Below are 18,121 nucleotides of genomic sequence, written 5' to 3'. Positions count from 1 at the left end.
GAGCAGGCCGTCGGGCCGGTCAGTCCTGCTGCGGTAGTGAACTGCGCTCACGCGAACCATTCTCCCAGTCGGTCGCCGAGCAGGCAGTTCGCCTGCCCAGCCTCGCCGTGATGATGAACTGCGCTCACGCGAACCATTCTCCCAGTCGGTCGCCGAGCAGGCGGAGACCCGCCGAGTTCGACGATTTCACCAATATCGTGTCACCGGGCTGCGTGCTCGCGGTGACGAGCTCGAACGCCTCGTCGGCGGTCTCGACGAACGCCGACTCACCGTCCCACGAGCCCTCGTTGATCGCCGAGATGTGCAGGCGACGCGCGCCTTGCCCGACGACGACGAGCTGCGAGATGCCGAGCCTCACGGCGAGCAGGCCGATGCGGTCGTGCTCCTCGCCCGAGAACTCGCCGAGTTCGCTCATCTCGCCGAGCACCGCGATCGTGCGGGTACCGGGCGTCTTCACCTGGGCGAGTGTCTTGAGCGCAGCCGACATCGAGTCGGGGCTCGCGTTGTAGGCGTCGTTGATGACGGTGATGTCATCGCGGCCGCCCATGAGCTGCATGCGCCAGCGCTCGGCGAGGGTGACCTGCTCGAGGGCGGTCACGATGTCGGCGAGGCCGACGCCGAGCTGCAGGGATGCCGCAACCGCCGCCAGGGCGTTCATGACGTGGTGCTCGCCGAGCACGCCGAAGTGGACGCGGGCCTCGTCGCCACCCGGTACCGTCACCGTGAAGTCGGTGCCGCGCGCGTGCACGCGCAGGTCGGTGGCGCGCACGTCGGCGGCGTCGCCGAGTCCGAACCAGACGACGCGTGCAGCGGTCAGGCCGGCCATCGGGACGACGCGGGGGTCGTCGGCGTTGAGCACGGCCACGTCGGTTTCGAGGAGGTCGGTGACCATCTCGGACTTCGCCCGCACCGTCTGCTCGATTCCGCCGAACTCGCCGGCGTGGGCGAGCCCGACCTTGAGCACGATGCCGACGTCGGGCCGCGCCATCTTCACGAGGCGCGCGATCTCGCCGACGCCGGAGGCTCCCATCTCGGCGACGAGGAACTCGGTCTCGTCGGTGAGCTCGAGCATCGTGACGGGTGCGCCGACCTCGTTGTTGTAGGACGCCCGGGCCGCGACGGTCGGTCCGATGCGCTCGAGCACCGCCCGGAGCAGGTTCTTCGTCGTCGTCTTGCCGTTCGACCCGGTGACCCCGACGATGCGGAGCCGTCCGAGCGCACGGACGCGGCGCACGACCTCGGTCGCGAGTGCGCCGAGCGCGTCGACCGAGTCGGCGACGATGACCTGCGGCACGGCGAGGTCGAGCGCGTGTTCGACGATCAGGAGCGCCGCGCCCTGTTCGGCGGCAGCGGGTGCGAAGCGGTGCCCGTCGTCGAACTCGCCTCGCTTGGCGACGAAGAGGTCGCCCGCTCCGATCTCGCGCGAGTCGGTGGTGACCGCGCCTGCGACCACCGTCAGCGGGGTCGCCTCAGTGCCGTCGAGCCGGAGTACACCGCCGGTCGCCTCGGCGACCTCGGCCAGCGTCAGGGCGATCACAACAGCCACCCCGCGTCGCGCAGGGCCTGCTTCGAGTCTTCACGTGCGGAGTACGGGATCTTGACGCCTTTCACCTCGTGGTAGTCCTCGTGTCCGGGACCCGCGTACAGGATGGCGTCGCCATCCTGCGCGAGCGCGAGCGCAGCGCGGAATGCCGCGCGGGGGTCGGGGATCTCGTGGATCTCGCGATCGGGCACCGCCTCGCGCGCACCGGCGATGAGCGCGGCCCTGATGGCCGCCGGATCCTCGTTGCGCGGGTGGAAGTCGGTGATCACGACGACGTCGGAGCCGCGGGCGGCGATCGCGCCCATCTCGGCGCGCTTCGTCGTGTCTCGGTCGCCGTCGGCGCCGAACAGCATGATGACCCGGCCCTCGGTGATGCGACGGATCGCGCCGAGCGTCTGCAGGAACGCATCGGGGCTGTGGCCGTAGTCGATGTAGACGACGGGGCCGCGGTCGCCCGAGATGCGCTCAGCGCGGCCGGGGATGTAGGCGTCGATGCCGCCGTCCCGCTCGAGCACCGCGGCGATGCGGTCGAGGTCGTATCCGGCCTCGGTGAGCATGACGATCGCGAGTGCCGCGTTGGCCGCCATGTACCAGCCGAGCAGGGGCACCTTCGTCTCGATGCGGCGACCGTCGGGCCCTTCGAGGGCGAACACGGTGAACGCGGCCTGCTCGTCGAGCACGGTGACGCGCCAGTCGGCCGCGCGATCGGAGGTGGTCGTGAGCGTCGTGACGGGGATGCGCGACTCGGCCACGAGCCGGTCGCCCCACGCCGAGTCGACGGTGACGACGCCGCGGCGGGCGCGTTCGGGCTGGAACAGCTCGCGCTTCGCCTCGAAGTACTGGTCGAGGTCGGCGTAGTCGTCGAGGTGGTCGTGGCTGAGGTTGGTGAACCCCGCCACGTCGAAGACCAGCCCGTCGACGCGATGGCGGCTGAGCGCCTGCGCCGACACCTCGATCGCGACCGCTCGTACGTCGACCTCGCGCATGCGGGCGAGGAGTGCGTGCAGTTCGCTCGCCTCGGGCGTCGTCAGGGAGCTCGTGACGGCCTCGTCGCCGATGCGGCGCTCGGCCGTCGAGGTCAGGCCGGCCGTGACACCGAGCTGTCGGAGGATGCCGTAGAGCAGGTAGACGACGCTCGTCTTGCCGTTGGTGCCGGTCACGGCGAACGTCGAGGCGGGGTTCTCCTCGGTGCGGTGGATCCAGGCGGCGACCGAGCCGAGCGCCGAGCGCGCGTCGGCCGTCACGAGCACCGGCAGGCCGGCGCCCTCGGCGATGGACGCGCCGGTCTCGTCGGTGAGCAGCGCGACGGCTCCGGACTCACGCGCGGCGCCGGCGAACTGGGCGCCATGCGCGTTGCGCCCGGGCACGCCGACGTAGAGGTCGCCGGCGCGCACCGAGCCCGACGCGAGGCCGACGCCGGAGACCTCGAGGTCGCCGAGCTCGCCGCGCACCTCGAACCCGAACTCCTCGGCGAGGCCGCGGAGCGATCGAGGGCTCGGGTGCTGCGGCCGGAGGGCCGTTGGAGGCGATCCGGTCACGAACCCAACTTTCTCACCAGGTGGCTGGCAGATCGGGCGCCGGAGCGCCGGATGGAACGGTCCGATACTTCTTCAGCACCTGGCTCATCACCTTCTGGAAGACGGGCGCGGATGCGGCGGACGAGTTCATCTTAACGGGATTGTTGATGCTGACCGAAACCACGAACTCGGGATCGTCGGCCGGGGCGAAGCCCGAGACCGAGACCAGGTAGCCCGACCGGTAGCCGCCGTTGCCGTCGGCGAACTGGGCCGTACCGGTCTTCGCCGCCACCCGGTAGCCGGGAATGTTCCAGGTGTCGGCGAGCCATCCCTCGGCGTAGACCCGCTCGAGCATCTGCGAGGTCTCGTCGGCCGCCTTCTCCGAGATGACCCGCTCGCCCTTCGAGGGCGGCGCCGTCGTCTCGCCGTCGGGCGTCGTGCAGCCGTCGACGAGCTGCACGGGCATGCGCACCCCGCCGTTCGCGATCGTCTGGTAGGCGCTCGCGATCTGCACGGCCGTCGTCGTGAGGCCCTGGCCGAACATGGTCGCGTACTTCGTCTGGTTGTCCCACTCGTCGGGGTCGCCGTGCAGGTCGCCCGTCTCCTCGTTCGGGAAGCCGACCTCGGTCTGCTCGCCCAGGTGGAACTTCTTCATGTCGTCGTAGCGCTGACGGTCGGTGAGGCGCTCTCCGAACTTCGACATGCCCGTGTTCGACGACTCGATGAGCACACCGGTGAGGGTCAGCCGTTCGTCCTCGTGGAACGCACTGTCGTTGATGTCGGCGCCGTTCGACGGGTAGTACTTGTAGGGCGCGACGATCTGGTCGAGCGGCGTGGCCTTGCCCGCGTCGAGCACCGAGGCGGCGGTGATCGCCTTGAAGGTCGAACCCGGCTCGAACGGCGCCGTGAAGGTGCGCGAGCCCCGGTCGTCGGCGTCGGTCGCGGACGGGTCGTTCGGGTCGACCGTCGGCACGTCGGCGACCGCGAGCAGTCGCCCGGTCTTCACCTCCATGACCGTGGCCGTCGCCCAGTCGGCACCCGTCGCGCGTCGCTGCTCCTCGAGCACGCGCTGGACGAAGAACTGGAGGTCTGCGTCGATCGTGAGCTTCAGGGTGCCGCCGTCCTTCGCCTGCTTCTGCACGATCTCGGTGCCCGGGATGGGAACCCAGTCGGATGCGCTGTGCAGGTAGCTCACCTCGCCGTCGGTGCCCGCGAGGCACTGGTCCTGCGCGAGCTCGAGCCCGGCGAGCGGCGTGCCGTCGTCGGCCTGCACGAAGCCGAGCAGGTTGCCGCCGACCGCGCCGTTCGGGTACGTGCGGCTCGGGTGCTCCTTCGGATAGACCCAGGCGATCTCGAGCGCCTTCACCGCGTCGTATGTCGCCGTGTCGACCTGCTTCGCGATGAAGGCGAAATCCGAGTCGGGGTTCTCCGCGAGCTTGGAGGTGATGATCCCGACGACCTGGTCCGTCGTCAGGCCGACCACGGGCGCGAGTTCGGCCGCAGCCGGCGTGAGACCGGCGACCAGTTCCTCCGTCGTGAGGTCGACCTCCTTCGTCGTGTCGCCCGACTCCGACGCCACGCGCTCGACGACGGCCAGCTTCGCCTGCTTCGGGGAGACCACGATGTCGTAGCGCATGACACTGTCCGCCAGGACCGTTCCGTTCGCGTCGACGATGTCGCCGCGCGCACCCCAGACCTTCACGGGCGTGGAACGGGCGTCCTGCGACTGCGCGTTGAGTGCGGACGCCCGCACGACCTGGATGTCGACGAGCTTCACGACGAAGACGCCGACGAGGACGACCAGCAGTACGGCCGAGACGATGATCCTCCGCATCGGGTGCCGGGTCGTTCGCTTCATCCGGTGGTTCCTCGGCCCTTCTGGTGGTGCGCGGTCGTACGGCTTGCGGCTAGTGGGTCGCCGGCGTCGGCAGCCCGTCGCTCACGGGCGGTGCTGCGGGATCCTCGGGCGTCTGCGCCCCTCCAGAGCCCGCGGCCCCCGCCGCGCCCGCGGCGGCCCGCTCGCCGCCCCCCTTCGCCTGCTTCTTCGGAGTCTCCCCCGCAGGCTCCTCGGTGACGAGCGGCACGCCGTCGATGAGCGCATTCGGGACGAGCGGCCCGGATGCCTCGGCGCCGGCGCGCGCCGGCGTCGGATCGCCGCTCACCGAACCGTCGGAGAGCTTCAGGAGCACCGGGCTCGCGTTCGGCACCATGCCGAGCGCTTCGGCGTTCGCGGCGAGATACTGCGGCGACTCCACTCGGTCGAGGTCCTCGCGGAGCTGCTGCTCCTGTCGATCGAGCTTCGTCTGCTGCATCTGGGCGTGGTCGATGTCGTAGGCGCCCTGGGTGATCGCGATCGACAGCAGCAGCTGGGCGACGACGATCGCCGCGACACCCGCGACCGCGATGATCGCGTAGGCGAGCGTCGGCTTCGCACGGCGGCCCGGCTCGGGTGCGGGGCGAAGCCACCGCCCTCGCTCGGGCGCACGCCGGGGCGCCGGCTTGGATTCGGCGGGCAGGACGTTGGCCGGCAGCGCACTCATGACGGCCTCCTCACTCGTTCTGCGGCACGCAAGCGCACCGGCTTGGCACGCGGGTTCTCCGCCTGCTCGGCTTCGGAGGCGAGCTCTGCGCCACGGACGAGGAGCTTGAACTGCGGCCGGTGCTCAGGCAGCTCCATCGGGAGACCGGCAGGGGCGGTCGAGCTCGACGCCGCCTGCAGCACGCGCTTCACGATGCGGTCCTCGAGCGACTGATACGCGAGCACGACGATGCGACCGCCGACCGCGACGGTGTCGAGCGCAGCGGGCATCGCCCGCTCGAGGACCGAGAGCTCTTCGTTCACCTCGATGCGCAGCGCCTGGAACACCCGTTTCGCCGGGTGCCCCTGCCGCTGGACGGCGACGGGTGTCGCCGCCTGGAGCACGGCGACGAGTTCGGCCGATCGCGTGATCGGCGCCTCGGCACGCGCCCGCACGATCGCGCGGGCGTAGCGGGCGGCGAGCTTCTCCTCGCCGTAGTCGAGGAAGATGCGTCGCAGCTCCTCCTCACTCGACTCGGCGATGACATCGGCTGCCGTACGACCCTTCGTCGAGTCCATACGCATGTCGAGCGGGGCGTCCTTCGAGTAGGCGAACCCGCGCTCGGCACGATCGAGCTGGAGCGAGGAGACACCCAGGTCGAAGAGCACGCCGTGCACCTCGCTGAAGCCCTCCGAACGCACCGCGCGTGCGATGCCGTCGTACACGGTGTGCACGAACCGCGCCCGGTCGCCGTACTTCGCAAGCCGCTCGCGGGCGATGCCGAGTGCGTCGGTGTCGCGGTCGAGCCCGATCACCGTGAGCTTCGGGAAGCGCTCGAGGAACGCGGCGGTGTGCCCGCCCATGCCGAGCGTGGCGTCGACCATGACCGCGCCGTCGGCCTCGAGGGCCGGCGCGAGCAGCTCGAGCGTGCGCTCGAGCATGACCGGGGTGTGGATTCGTTCGATGTCCATGATTCCGCCTCTGCTTCCGGGCCTCGCGCCCTGATCCCCATCCGTTCGTCCTGATGCGGGGAAGTGCACCAGGCCCGGCCGGCTGGGAGTCGGGACCCGAGGATTCAGAAGAGTCCGGGGATCACCTCCTCCGCCGTCTCTGCGAAGGCCGCCTCCTGCTCGGCGAGGTAGCTCTGCCACGCCGCCTGGTCCCAGATCTCCACCCGACTGCCGGCGCCGATGACCGTGAGGTCTCGGTCGAGCCCCGCGTAGCCGCGGAGGTTGGCGGGGATGGTGACCCGGTTCTGCTTGTCGGGGGTCTCCGCGGAGGCACCCGAGAGGAAGACGCGCATGTAGTCGCGTGCCTGCTTGCTCGTCACGGGGGCTTGGCGGATCTTGTCGCTCATGCTCTCGAACTCGCGGGCGCTGAACACGTAGATGCAGCGCTCCTGCCCGCGCGTGAGCACGAGCCCGTTCGACAGCTCCTCCCGGAACTTGGCCGGAAGAATGACGCGCCCCTTCTCATCGAGCTTCGGCTCGTAGGTCCCGAGGAACATGCGCCACCCCCCTTTCCTCCGGCCAGGATCCAGGTGACCCCACTTTACTCCACCTTCATCCACCAATCAACGACAAACGCTCGAATTTCGCGCGCGTCGCACAGAAGTCCCGCGGAAACACGGGGATACAGCCGGGTGGAGCGGAGTGGAGGAAATCGCACTGAAATGGCGCGAACGGGCGCGTCGCGGGCCGTGGGCGTCGTCGGCGGGCCCGCTCCCGGGGGCGCGAACCGGTCCGGAGACACGAAAAACGGGCCGATCAGGAGATCGGCCCGTTCAGGTGGTCGGAAGTGGAGGGACTAGTCGCGGCCCTCCTGGCGGCGGTCCCAGCGATCGTTCATGCGATCCATGAAGCCCGCCCCGGAGCGCGGCTTCGCACTGCTCGACGAAGACTCGGTCGGAGCTGCAGTCGCCGCACCGCGCTTGCCTGGCGTGATCGCGACGAGGACGCCCGCGAACATCAGTGCGAATCCGACGATGCCGATGATCAGGATCTGCGACGCGACGCCGCCGATCAGTGCACCGACGCCGGCGACCGCGAGGAGGACGCCCAGCACGATCGCACGGTAATTCGGGCGCCGACCGCGCACACCGCCGACGGCATGCACGAAGTCGGCATCGTTGCGGTAGAGGTTCCGCTCCATCTCCTCGAGAAGACGTTGCTCCTGCTCTGAAAGCGGCATCTCATTCCCCTCAGGCTCGGGATCGACGCATCCGAGTCCATTCTAGCCCCGCGTCGCCTCGGTAGGCTAGGCGGGTGGCTCACAGTTCCCGGCTGGTCGATCTGGTTCACGAACGCATCGAGGACTTCCTCGCCGAACGTACCTCAATTCTCCGTTCGATCAGTCCCGACCTCGACCCGCTCGACCTCTTCTCACGGCGATTTCTCAGCGGTGGCAAGCGCTTCCGCGCCCTGTTCTGCTACTGGGGGTGGGAGGCCGTGCACGGGCGCGGATTCGATCCGTTCGACGCCGACGACGAGGTCGATCTCGCACCGGTGGTCTCCGCGGCCGCCGCCCTCGAGCTGTTCCACGCTGCGGCGCTCGTGCACGACGACATCATCGACAAGTCCGACACCCGTCGCGGCGCCCCCTCGGCGCATCGCCTCTTCGAGACGCTGCACGCCGAGTCGGGCTGGGCGGGCGAGGCCGACGCGTTCGGCATCGACGCCGCGATCCTGCTCGGCGACCTGCTGCTCGGCTGGAGCGACGAACTCCTCGACGCGGGGCTCGACGCCCTGCCCGATCGTGCGGCCGCCCGAGCAGCGCGCACCGAGTTCATGCGGATGCGCACGGAGGTGACGGCCGGCCAGTACCTCGACATCCTCGAGGAGCGCGCCTGGGTGGCGCAGCCCGACGACGAGCAGCGGCTGCGTGCCGAGCGCATCATCGTGTACAAGTCGGCGAAGTACAGCATCGAGGCCCCGCTCGTCATCGGCGGGGCGATCGCCGGGGCCGATGGCGCCCAGTCGGCCGCGCTCCGCGAGTTCGGCCTGCCGCTCGGCATCGCCTACCAGTTGCGCGACGACCTGCTCGGCGTCTACGGCGACCCCGAGGTCACCGGCAAGCCGAGTGGCGACGACCTGCGCGAGGGCAAGCGGACCATGCTCGTCGCGATCGCGCGGGAGCGACTCTCGTCCGGACAGCGCCGGCTGCTCGACGAACTCCTCGGCGACCCCGATCTCGACGCCGACCAGATCCGCATGCTCCAGCGGACGATCGCGGAATGCGGGGCCGTCGACGAGCTCGAGTCGATGATCTCGGATCACGCCGCGCGAGCGGTCGCCGTGCTCGAACAGGCCCCGCTCAGCCAGGCTGCGCGTTCGGAGCTCGGCGCACTCGTGCGGACGGTGACCCGGCGATCGAGCTGACGCGCCTCAGAGGAGCGCCTGGGCGATCCGACGCACCTCCGCCTTCCGGCCGGCGCGCAGCGCGTCGATCGGGGTCGTTCCCAGGCTGTCCTCCTCCGCGAGCAACCACTCGAGCGCCTCGGCGTCACTGAACCCGACGTCGGAGAGCAGCACGGCCGTGCCGTGGATCTCGGGCAGGGGTGCATCGTCGCGCAGGAAGACCGACGGCACCTTGAGCACGCCGTCGCGACGGGCGGCCAAGAGGTGCCGGTCATCGATGAGGCGCCGGATGCGCGACGGGCTCTGCCCGAGGAGTTCGACGAGTTCGGGAACGGTCAGCCAGGTGGTCTCGGCGGCATCGGTCACGAAGCAAGACTGCCATGACGGGGGGCGAACGCGGAAGCCGGAACCGCGCACCGAGTCCGGGAACGCAGGCGGCAGCCGCGAGTCGGCGGACGCGCGGCGAGCTTCCGCACCACCGGAAACGCAGCACGAGCCCCGGCCCTCGAGCCGAGTTCTCGGACGCGCGGCGAGGTGTTTGACTCGCCTCTGCCCCTGTGCGACCGTGACGGGAGTCGGGTGCACCAGGCCGGCGAAGGGGGAACCATGGCGTACGACGTCGACGACGCCGCCGGACGCGACGACCGGCCGTCCGGTCGCGGGCGATCACGAGGCATCCGGGGGCTGCTCACTGTTCCGCTCGCCGTCGCGAGCGCCGTCGCGGTCACCCTCGGCATCGCCCAGCCCGCCGACGCGGCGCCGCAGCCCGTCAAGCGGTCGCCCCAGGCGAAGGCGCCTGCTGCGGGCGCGACACGAGCGCCCGTCGTCGCGACGGCGGAGGTGCCGCGAGAGATCGTGGTCGCCGCCGGCGACACCGTCAGCGGCATCGCGGAGCGCTACGGACTCTCGACCGCGGAGGTACTCGCGCACAACGGGCTCGGCTGGTCGAGCCTCATCTTCCCCGGACAACGACTGGCGCTGCCCGGCGGCCGGGCCTCCACGACTCCGAGCGGCCGCGAGGGGATCGCCAAGCACACGGTGGCGGCGGGCGACACCATGAGCGGCATCGCCTCGCGATACGGCGTCGGCCTCGAAGAGCTGCTCCGCGTGAACGGACTCGGCCGCCAGTCGCTCATCTTCCCCGGTGAGCAGGTCGTGCTGCCGCCGGGAGCGGCGCCGTCGCCCGGGCCGGATCCGGACGCGGCGGCGGGGACCGAGCCCGTACCACCCGAGGAGGGCGAGGCGACGCCGTCCGCCGACGTGCACGTCGTCGTCGCCGGCGACACCGTGTGGGACATCGCCGCCCGCGAGCACGTCGGCGTCGACGCGCTCGTCGAGGCGAACGGCCTCGACGAGCGGGCGACCATCCGCCTCGGCCAGCGCCTGGTGATCCCCCGCCCCGTCCCGGTGACGACGGTCGCGTCGGTCAGCGTCGTGCTCACCGACGAGATGCGCGCGAACGCCCAGCTCATCGTCGACGTCGGCCGCGAGCTCGGCGTGCCGGACCGCGCCATCGTCATCGCCCTCGCGGCGGCGGCGCAGGAGTCCGGCCTGAAGAACGTCCGCCACGGCGACCGCGACTCCCAAGGGCTCTTCCAACAGCGGCCGAGCCAGGGTTGGGGCACCTCCGAGCAGGTGCTCGACGCCCATCGTGCGGCCGCCGCCTTCTACGGCGGACCGACCGGGCCCAACGTGGGGCGCGCGCCCGGTCTCCTCGACATTCCCGGATGGGAATCGATGCCGCTCGCCGAGGCCGCACAGGCGGTGCAGCACAGTGCGCATCCCGATCACTATGCGAAGTGGGAGGCGCAGGCTCGCGCCTGGGTGGACGAACTCGGCTGAGCCGGCCGTCACCTGCGCAGGGCGCCTGAGGATCACGATGGGATTGCGATCGGCGCGTCGGCGGCGTTTGTTCGGCCTGCGGCATATGCCCTTTCGTAGACTCAAACGGTGAGCACAGCGCCCGCGGACCCGATGATCGACCGTCTGATCGACGGCCGCTATCAGGTGCGCTCGCGCATCGCCCGCGGAGGCATGGCGACCGTCTACCTCGCGACCGATCTCCGACTCGAGCGACGCGTCGCGATCAAGATCATGCACGGGCACCTGGCCGACGACAACACGTTCAAGACGCGTTTCGTGCAGGAGGCGCGTTCGGCGGCCCGACTCGCCCACCCCAACGTCGTGAACGTCTTCGACCAGGGCCAGGACGCCGACATGGCGTACCTCGTCATGGAGTACCTGCCCGGCATCACGCTGCGCGACCTGCTCAAGGACTACAAGAAGCTCACCCCCGAGCAGACCGTCGACATCATGGACGCGGTGCTGTCGGGTCTCGCCGCCGCGCACAAGGCGGGCATCGTGCACCGCGACCTCAAGCCCGAGAACGTGCTGCTCGCCGACGACGGCCGCATCAAGCTCGGCGACTTCGGCCTCGCGCGCGCCGCGAGCGCGAACACGGCGACCGGTCAGGCCCTGCTCGGCACCATCGCCTACCTCTCCCCCGAACTCGTCACCCGCGGCGTCGCCGACGCCCGCAGCGACATCTACGCGGTCGGCATCATGATGTACGAGATGCTCACCGGCGAGCAGCCGTACGTCGGCGAGGCGCCGATGCAGATCGCCTACCAGCACGCGAATGACGAGGTGCCCGCGCCGAGCTCGCGCAACCCCGCCGTTCCGGCATCGCTCGACGAGCTCGTGCTCTGGGCGACCCGTCGCGACCCCGAGGAGCGCCCACGCGACGCACGCGAGCTGCTCGACCGGCTGCGCGAGGCCGAACCCGAGCTGCGCGCATCGCACCTGCCGATCACGACGCAGGCGACGATGGTGCTGCCGTCGGGCATGGCCGCTGCCGCGGTACCGACCGCGGAGACCAGCGTGCTCGGCGCGGCACCGGTCGTCACGGCGGTGCCGCCGTCCGACGACGAGCCCGACGACGACGCCTCGGTGCTCGCCGCGAGCGCCGCCCGCCGCAAGCGCCGCGGGTACTGGATCCTCGCCCTCGTGCTGCTGCTCGCCGGACTCGCGGGCGGCACCGGCTGGTATTTCGGCGCGGGCCCCGGCGCGTACGCGAGCGTGCCGACGGTGAGCGCGAAGATGTCGCCCGAGGAGGCCACGGCAGCCCTCGAGGATGCCGGCTTCATCGTCGATCCGGCGACGCGCACCGACCCCGAGATCCCGAAGGGGCAGGTCGCCGGCACCGACCCCGCTGGCGGCGAGAGCGCCCGCCGAGGTTCGACGGTCACGCTCTACGTGTCCGAGGGGCCGCAGATGCTCGACGTGCCCGATGTGGTGGGTGTCCCCCTCGATGAGGCGCGGTCCCAGCTCGCCGCGTTCACGCTGCTCGACCCGGTGAAGCAGTTCTCCGCCGAGATCGAGAACGGCTCCGTCATCGCCGCGCTGGATGCCGAAGGGGCACCGCTTCCGTCGCCGTACCCCGAGCGCGGCGACGTCACCCTCATCGTGTCGGTCGGCGCCGTGCCGCCCGTCGAGGGCACCCCCGCCGCGGAGGCGGAGGCGAAGCTCAAGGACGCCGGGCTCGTGGTGAAGTACAAGGAGCCGGTCTTCTCCGACACGGTCGCGAAGGACAGCGTCGTCACCGCCGACTGGCTCGACGACCCCATGCGCCCCGGTTCGACCGTCGAGCTCACCGTCTCGAAGGGCCAGGACCTCGTCGCTGTGCCCGACATCGTCGGAAAGAACTGGACCGAGGCGAAGCAGCTGCTGACCGACGCCGGATTCGCGCTCGACTACAACGTGCTCGCCGACATCGCTCCCGATGCCTTCGTCGTCTCCAAGGTGACGCCCGAAGCGGGCCAGAACGCGAAACGCGGCTCGACCGTCACGGTGAACTTCCAGGGCTTCTGAGCCCGGCGGCCCCGCCGGCCGCGCAAGTGCCGCGGCATCCGCGACGCCTCGACCGCGCGTAGCCCCGCGCACCGCGACCGCGAGATGCCGGATCTCCGCGCCGGGATGGACGAGAACGGCGCACGCCCCGTGGGGCGTGCGCCGTTCTGCTGCGACCGCTCAGCGCGACGCGAGCTCCTCGGCCACGAGGAACGCGAGCTCGAGCGACTGCATGTGGTTGAGCCGCGGGTCGCAGAGCGACTCGTAGCGGGTCGCGAGGGTCGCCTCGTCGATGTGCTCCGAACCGCCGAGGCACTCGGTGACATCGTCGCCGGTGAGCTCGACGTGGATGCCGCCGGGGTGCGTGCCAGCGGCACGGTGCGCCTCGAAGAAGCCCTTCACCTCGTCGACCACGTCGTCGAAACGGCGGGTCTTGTAACCGGTGGGCGTCGTGATGCCGTTGCCGTGCATCGGGTCGGTGACCCACAGCGGGTTCGCGTCGCTCGCCTTGATCGCCTCGAGCAGTGGCGGCAGTGCCTCGCGGATCTTGCCGGCGCCCATGCGCGTGATGAAGGTGAGCCGGCCCGGCTCGCGGTTCGGGTCGAGCTTCTCGACGAGCTCGAGCATCGTCTCGGGCGTCGTCGTCGGACCGAGCTTCACGCCGATCGGGTTGCGCACGCGGGAGAGGAAGTCGACGTGGGCGCCGTCGAGCTCACGGGTGCGCTCGCCGATCCAGATGAAGTGCCCGCTCGTGACGTACGGGGTGCCCGTGCGCGAGTCGATGCGGGTCATCGGGCGCTCGTAGTCCATGAGCAGGCCCTCGTGGCCCGTGTAGAACTCGGTGTGCTTGAGCGCCTCGAAGTCGGCGCCGCAGGCGTCCATGAACTTCACGGCGCGATCGATCTCGCGGGCCATCGATTCGTACCGCGAGTTCGCCGGGTTCTGCGCGAAGCCCTGGTTCCACGAGTGCACCTGGCGCAGGTCGGCGAAACCGCCCTGCGTGAACGCGCGGATGAGGTTCAGCGTCGACGCCGCCGTGTGGTAGCCGCGGATGAGTCGGTTCGGATCGGCCGTGCGCGACTCTGGCGTGAAGTCGTAGCCGTTGACGACGTCACCCCGGTAGGCGGGCAGCGTGACGTCGCCGCGGGTCTCGGTGTCGCTCGAGCGGGGCTTCGCGAACTGGCCCGCCATGCGACCCATCTTGACGACGGGCATCGAGGCGCCGTAGGTGAGCACCACGGCCATCTGCAGCACGGTCTTCACCCGGTTGCGGATCTGGTCGGCGGTCGCGCCCGCGAAGGTCTCGGCGCAGTCGCCGCCCTGCAGCAGGAACGCCTCGCCGCGCGACGCGGCCGCGAGCCGTTCGCGCATCGTGTCGACCTCGCCCGCGAAGACCAGCGGCGGCAGCGTGGCGAGCTCGGCCGAGGCGGCGCGGGCGGCCTCCGCGTCGGGCCAGGTGGGCTGCTGCTTGATCGGCAGGTCGCGCCAATAGTCGAGCCCCGCGATCACGGAGGGATCTGCGTTGACGATGGGCTCGACGAGCTGTACCACTGGGCTGTCCTGGAGGGTGCGGGCGCCACGGCGCCGGAAAACGGAACGGCGACGCACGTCGCGCCGCCGCCCTCCGAGCCTACCGCGATTGCGAGGCCCGCTGCTCCTTCACGCTGGAGGCGTACACGTCGACGTACTCCTGCCCGCTCAGGCCGCGCAGCGCGTACACGAGCTCGTCCGTCACGGAACGCAACACGAAGCGATCGCCCTCCAGACCCTCGAACCGGGAGAAGTCGATCGGCTCGCCGACGATGATGCCGATCCGGCGCACGCGCGGCAGTCGGGTGCCGATCGGCATGACGTGCTCGGTGCCGATCATCGCGACCGGGACGACCGGTGCGCCCGACTCGAGGACCATGCGGGCGACGCCCGTGCGCCCCCGGTAGAGCTTGCCGTCGGGGCTGCGAGTGCCCTCGGGGTAGATGCCGAGGATGCTGCCCTCTGCCAGCACCCGGAGGCCGGTGTTCAGGGATGCCTCGGACGCCTTGCCGCCCGAACGGTCGATCGGCAGCTGCCCCGCGGCCTGGAAGAACATGCGCGTCGCCCAGCCCTTGAGCCCCTTGCCGGTGAAGTACTCGCTCTTCGCGAGGAACACGACGGGGCGGTCGACGACGAGCGGCAGGAAGATCGAGTCGATGAACGAGAGGTGGTTCGAGGCGAGCACCACGGCACCCTCCTTCGGCACGTTCTCGAGCCCGACGACCCACGGCCGGAAGATCGAGAGCAGGATCGGCCCGACCACGAGGTGCTTCATGATCCAGTAGAACACCGCGCGGCTCCCTTCCCGTGAGACATCGACTCAGCTTAACGCCGGGTGGCTCAGGAGTGTTCGGCGACCCACACGCGGGCGAGGTCGGCAGCGCCGACGACGCCGGCGTCGTTCACGAGCTCGGCGATGACGAAGTCGGGCTCGGGGTGGTAGCCGCGAGCGGGCAGGTGCTCGAGATACGCCTCGCGGATGGGCTCGAGCAGCAGCTCGCCGGCGACCGCGACGCCTCCGCCGAACACGAATCGCTGCGGATCGAGCACCGCGGAGAGACTCGCGGACGCCGCTCCGAGCCAGTGGCCGAGCTGGCGGAGGGCGGCGATGGCGCCCGGGTCGCCCGCTTCGATGAGCCCGCCGACGATCGTGCCGTCGAGTGCGCCGTGCTCGGCGCGCGCCCGTGCCAGCGACTGGCCGATACCGCCCGCGTCGGCGATCTCGCCCGCCATGCGCAGGAGGGCCCGCCCCGAACCGTACTGCTCGATGCAGCCGCGCTGGCCGCACCCGCACGCGAGGCCGTCGGGCACGACCCGGAGGTGACCGAGCTCGGCGCCCGCGCCGAACCCGCCTCGGAAGAGGCGGTCGTTCGCGACGATCGCGCCGCCGACGCCGGTACCGATCGTGAGCATCACCATGTCGCTCACGAGCCGGCCGGCGCCGAAGCGGAACTCTGCCCACCCGGCGGCGTTCGCGTCGTTGTCGACGACGACGGTGCCGCCGACCTGCGCCTCGAGCTTCTCGCGCAACGGCTCGTTGCGCCAGTCGATGTTCGGGGCGTAGTAGAGGGTCGACTGCGCCGCGTCGACGAAGCCCGCCGCGGCGACGCCGACGGCCTCGATGTCGTCGGAGCCGCGGAGGCCGGCGATCATCTCGACGACGGCACGTTCGAGCGCCGGCGCGTCACCGGCGGGGGTCGGCACCCGATCGCTGCGCACGATCGCGCCGAGCTCGTCGACGACTGCGCCGGCGATCTTCGTTCCACCGATGTCGATACCGATCGCGTGCACGCTGACGCCGCCTTTCAGAGGGGGACGGGGCTGGGGTCGCGCCGGAACGGGGCCGCGCGCGCAACGACTAGAGTGTAGTAGACCCCAAAGCCGAGGTCGCGCAGGTACCCGAGCCGGGCGCGATCCACTCGGTACCGAAGGAGCTACCGTGATCGAATTCTCCACGCCCGCCGTGGTCGCGCCCGACCCTACGGCGAACACCACCGACCTGCTCGTCGACCGCCTCGCGGCGACGCCCGATTCGGTGCTGTTCTCCCGGCCCACCGCCGACGGCGGCTGGAGCCCGGTGACGACGCGCGAGTTCTACGACCAGGTCATCGCACTCGCCAAGGGCTTCGTCGCCGCCGGCATCGAGCCCGGCGACAAGATCGGCCTCATGTGCAAGACGCGCTACGAGTGGACGCTCATCGACTTCGCCGTCTGGTTCGCCGGCGCGGTGCTGGTTCCCGTCTACGAGACGAGCTCTCCCGCGCAGGTCCGCTGGAACCTGAGCGACTCGGGCGCGATCGCCGTCATCCTCGAGACGCCCGACCACTTCGCCCGCTTCGACGAGGTGCACCCCGACCTGCCGCTCATCCGCAAGAGCTGGCAGATCGACCTCGGCGACCTCGACAAGATCGCCGCGGGCGGAACCGAGGTTCCCGACGATGAGATCGAGCGCCGCCGCAAGCTCGCGAACGGCGACGACATCGCGACCCTCATCTACACGTCGGGCTCGACCGGCAAGCCCAAGGGCTGCGTGCTCACCCACTCGAACTTCGTCGAACTCTCGCGCAACTCGGCCGTCGCACTCGATGAGGTCGTGCTCGACCCGAACGGCGCGTCGACGCTGCTGTTCATCACGCTCGCGCACGTGTTCGCGCGCTTCATCGCGGTGCTGTGCGTGCACGCGGGCGTGCGCGTCGGCCACCAGCCCGACACGCGACAGCTCCTCCCCTCGCTCGGCAGCTTCAAGCCGACCTTCCTCCTCGCCGTGCCACGCGTGTTCGAGAAGGTCTACAACGTCTCCGAGCAGAAGGCCGAGGCCGGCGGCAAGGGCAAGATCTTCCGCACGGCCGCCGACGTCGCGGTCGCCTACTCGACGGCGAAGGAACAGGGCTCGGTGCCGCTCGGCCTGAAGCTCAAGTTCAAGCTGTTCGACGCGCTCGTGTTCTCCAAGCTGCGCGCGGCGATGGGCGGCAACGTCAAGTACGCCGTGTCGGGCTCCGCGCCGCTCGGCCCCCGACTCGGCCACTTCTACCACGCGCTCGGCATCACGATCCTCGAGGGCTACGGCCTCACCGAGACCACGGCGCCCGCGACCGTCAACCTCCCCACGAAGTCGAAGATCGGCACCGTCGGGCCGGCGCTGCCCGGCATCTCGGTGCGCCTCGCCGACGACGGCGAGATCCAGGTCAAGGGCGTGGACGTCTTCAAGGAGTACTGGAAGAACCCCGAGGCGACCGCGGAGGCGTTCGAGGACGGCTGGTTCAAGACGGGTGACATCGGCGCGTTCGACACCGAGGGATTCCTCACCATCACGGGCCGCAAGAAGGAGATCATCGTCACCGCAGGCGGCAAGAACGTGGCCCCGGCCGGCCTCGAGGATCCGATCCGTGCGAACCCGCTCGTGGGCCAGGTCGTCGTCGTCGGCGACAAGAAGCCGTTCATCGCCGCCCTCGTCACGCTCGACCCCGAGATGCTGCCCGTCTGGCTCAACAACAACGGCGAGGACGCCGGCATGTCGCTTGAGGAGGCCTCGACGAACCCGGCCGTGCTCGCCGAGGTGCAGCGCGCGATCGACGCCGCGAACGAGAACGTCTCGCGCGCCGAGTCGATCCGCAAGTTCACGATCCTCACCACCGAGCTGACCGAGGAGAGCGGGCACCTGACGCCGAAGCTCAGCATCAAGCGCAACATCATCCTCGAGGACTTCGCCCCGCACATCGAGGCGATGTACTCGGGCGCACCCGCGACCGAGGGCCACTCGATCGTCAGCTGACGCGACCTACGACGAAGCGCCCCGCGGAACCTCCG

At 70.4% G+C, this 18,121-nt stretch carries 15 protein-coding genes; 4 read left to right on the top strand and 11 right to left on the bottom strand.

The genetic code is table 11. The features are described 5' to 3' along the window. Positions 1-124: 124 nt before the first annotated feature. The 7 genes from ACWGPE_RS11045 to ACWGPE_RS11015 form a co-directional block, all read right to left on the bottom strand. Positions 125-1,537, bottom strand: coding sequence for a UDP-N-acetylmuramoyl-tripeptide--D-alanyl-D-alanine ligase (locus tag ACWGPE_RS11045; RefSeq protein WP_275505887.1), 1,413 nt, complete (start codon positions 1,535-1,537; stop codon positions 125-127). Then, positions 1,534-3,081, bottom strand: a complete 1,548-nt coding sequence (locus tag ACWGPE_RS11040; RefSeq protein WP_452048696.1) for a Mur ligase family protein — start codon at positions 3,079-3,081, stop codon at positions 1,534-1,536. The genes ACWGPE_RS11045 and ACWGPE_RS11040 overlap by 4 nt, the downstream gene beginning before the upstream one ends. A gap of 13 nt (positions 3,082-3,094) precedes the next feature. Next, positions 3,095-4,918: a peptidoglycan D,D-transpeptidase FtsI family protein gene (locus ACWGPE_RS11035; RefSeq protein WP_275505889.1), complete on the bottom strand. Its 1,824-nt coding sequence runs from the start codon at positions 4,916-4,918 to the stop codon at positions 3,095-3,097. Positions 4,919-4,967: 49 nt separating this feature from the next. Continuing rightward, positions 4,968-5,600 (bottom strand): hypothetical protein, encoded by a 633-nt coding sequence (locus tag ACWGPE_RS11030; protein ID WP_231431206.1) that lies wholly within the window; start codon positions 5,598-5,600, stop codon positions 4,968-4,970. Then, positions 5,597-6,550 (bottom strand): 16S rRNA (cytosine(1402)-N(4))-methyltransferase RsmH, encoded by a 954-nt coding sequence (gene rsmH / locus ACWGPE_RS11025; protein WP_231431207.1) that lies wholly within the window; start codon positions 6,548-6,550, stop codon positions 5,597-5,599. Before rsmH ends, ACWGPE_RS11030 begins: the two co-directional genes overlap by 4 nt. A gap of 104 nt (positions 6,551-6,654) precedes the next feature. Beyond that, positions 6,655-7,086 (bottom strand): division/cell wall cluster transcriptional repressor MraZ, encoded by a 432-nt coding sequence (mraZ, locus tag ACWGPE_RS11020; protein WP_275505891.1) that lies wholly within the window; start codon positions 7,084-7,086, stop codon positions 6,655-6,657. Positions 7,087-7,385: 299 nt separating this feature from the next. Then, positions 7,386-7,769: a DUF3040 domain-containing protein gene (locus tag ACWGPE_RS11015; RefSeq protein ID WP_452048695.1), complete on the bottom strand. Its 384-nt coding sequence runs from the start codon at positions 7,767-7,769 to the stop codon at positions 7,386-7,388. A 74-nt stretch (positions 7,770-7,843) separates the two neighbouring features. Between ACWGPE_RS11015 and ACWGPE_RS11010 the strand changes: the two genes are divergently transcribed. Next, entirely contained in the window at positions 7,844-8,956 is a 1,113-nt protein-coding gene (locus tag ACWGPE_RS11010) for a polyprenyl synthetase family protein (protein WP_452048694.1), read from the top strand. Positions 8,957-8,962: 6 nt separating this feature from the next. Here ACWGPE_RS11010 and ACWGPE_RS11005 read toward each other — a convergent pair whose 3' ends face one another. Further along, positions 8,963-9,301, bottom strand: coding sequence for an Rv2175c family DNA-binding protein (locus ACWGPE_RS11005; RefSeq protein WP_231431211.1), 339 nt, complete (start codon positions 9,299-9,301; stop codon positions 8,963-8,965). 240 nt (positions 9,302-9,541) lie between these two features. Between ACWGPE_RS11005 and ACWGPE_RS11000 the strand changes: the two genes are divergently transcribed. Together ACWGPE_RS11000 and pknB are read left to right on the top strand one after the other, a co-directional pair. Then, the gene (locus tag ACWGPE_RS11000; protein WP_452048693.1) at positions 9,542-10,777 is read left to right on the top strand and encodes a LysM peptidoglycan-binding domain-containing protein; all 1,236 of its coding nucleotides are present in this window, start codon (positions 9,542-9,544) and stop codon (positions 10,775-10,777) included. 108 nt (positions 10,778-10,885) lie between these two features. Beyond that, complete coding sequence (pknB, locus tag ACWGPE_RS10995; RefSeq protein WP_452048692.1) at positions 10,886-12,805, top strand: Stk1 family PASTA domain-containing Ser/Thr kinase; 1,920 nt, start codon at positions 10,886-10,888, stop codon at positions 12,803-12,805. Between the two features lie 159 nt (positions 12,806-12,964). On the opposite strand, the gene ACWGPE_RS10990 is transcribed toward pknB, so the two are convergent. The 3 genes from ACWGPE_RS10990 to ACWGPE_RS10980 all read right to left on the bottom strand — a co-directional run bounded on the left by ACWGPE_RS10990 (position 12,965) and on the right by ACWGPE_RS10980 (position 16,105). Further along, on the bottom strand, positions 12,965-14,335 hold the full coding sequence (locus ACWGPE_RS10990) for a class II 3-deoxy-7-phosphoheptulonate synthase (protein ID WP_374201123.1): 1,371 nt from the start codon (positions 14,333-14,335) through the stop codon (positions 12,965-12,967). A gap of 79 nt (positions 14,336-14,414) precedes the next feature. After that, positions 14,415-15,104 (bottom strand): lysophospholipid acyltransferase family protein, encoded by a 690-nt coding sequence (locus ACWGPE_RS10985; protein ID WP_231431214.1) that lies wholly within the window; start codon positions 15,102-15,104, stop codon positions 14,415-14,417. Positions 15,105-15,154: 50 nt separating this feature from the next. Beyond that, the gene (locus ACWGPE_RS10980) at positions 15,155-16,105 is read right to left on the bottom strand and encodes an ROK family glucokinase (protein WP_231431215.1); all 951 of its coding nucleotides are present in this window, start codon (positions 16,103-16,105) and stop codon (positions 15,155-15,157) included. 148 nt (positions 16,106-16,253) lie between these two features. On the opposite strand from ACWGPE_RS10980, the gene ACWGPE_RS10975 reads away from it, so the two are divergent. Then, the gene (locus tag ACWGPE_RS10975) at positions 16,254-18,086 is read left to right on the top strand and encodes an AMP-dependent synthetase/ligase (protein ID WP_231431216.1); all 1,833 of its coding nucleotides are present in this window, start codon (positions 16,254-16,256) and stop codon (positions 18,084-18,086) included. Positions 18,087-18,121 lie beyond the last annotated feature (35 nt).

This window comes from Agromyces sp. NPDC055658 (assembly GCF_053618155.1).
Note: the sequence above shows the minus strand (reverse complement) of the source record. Positions and strands in the feature narration are given on the sequence as shown.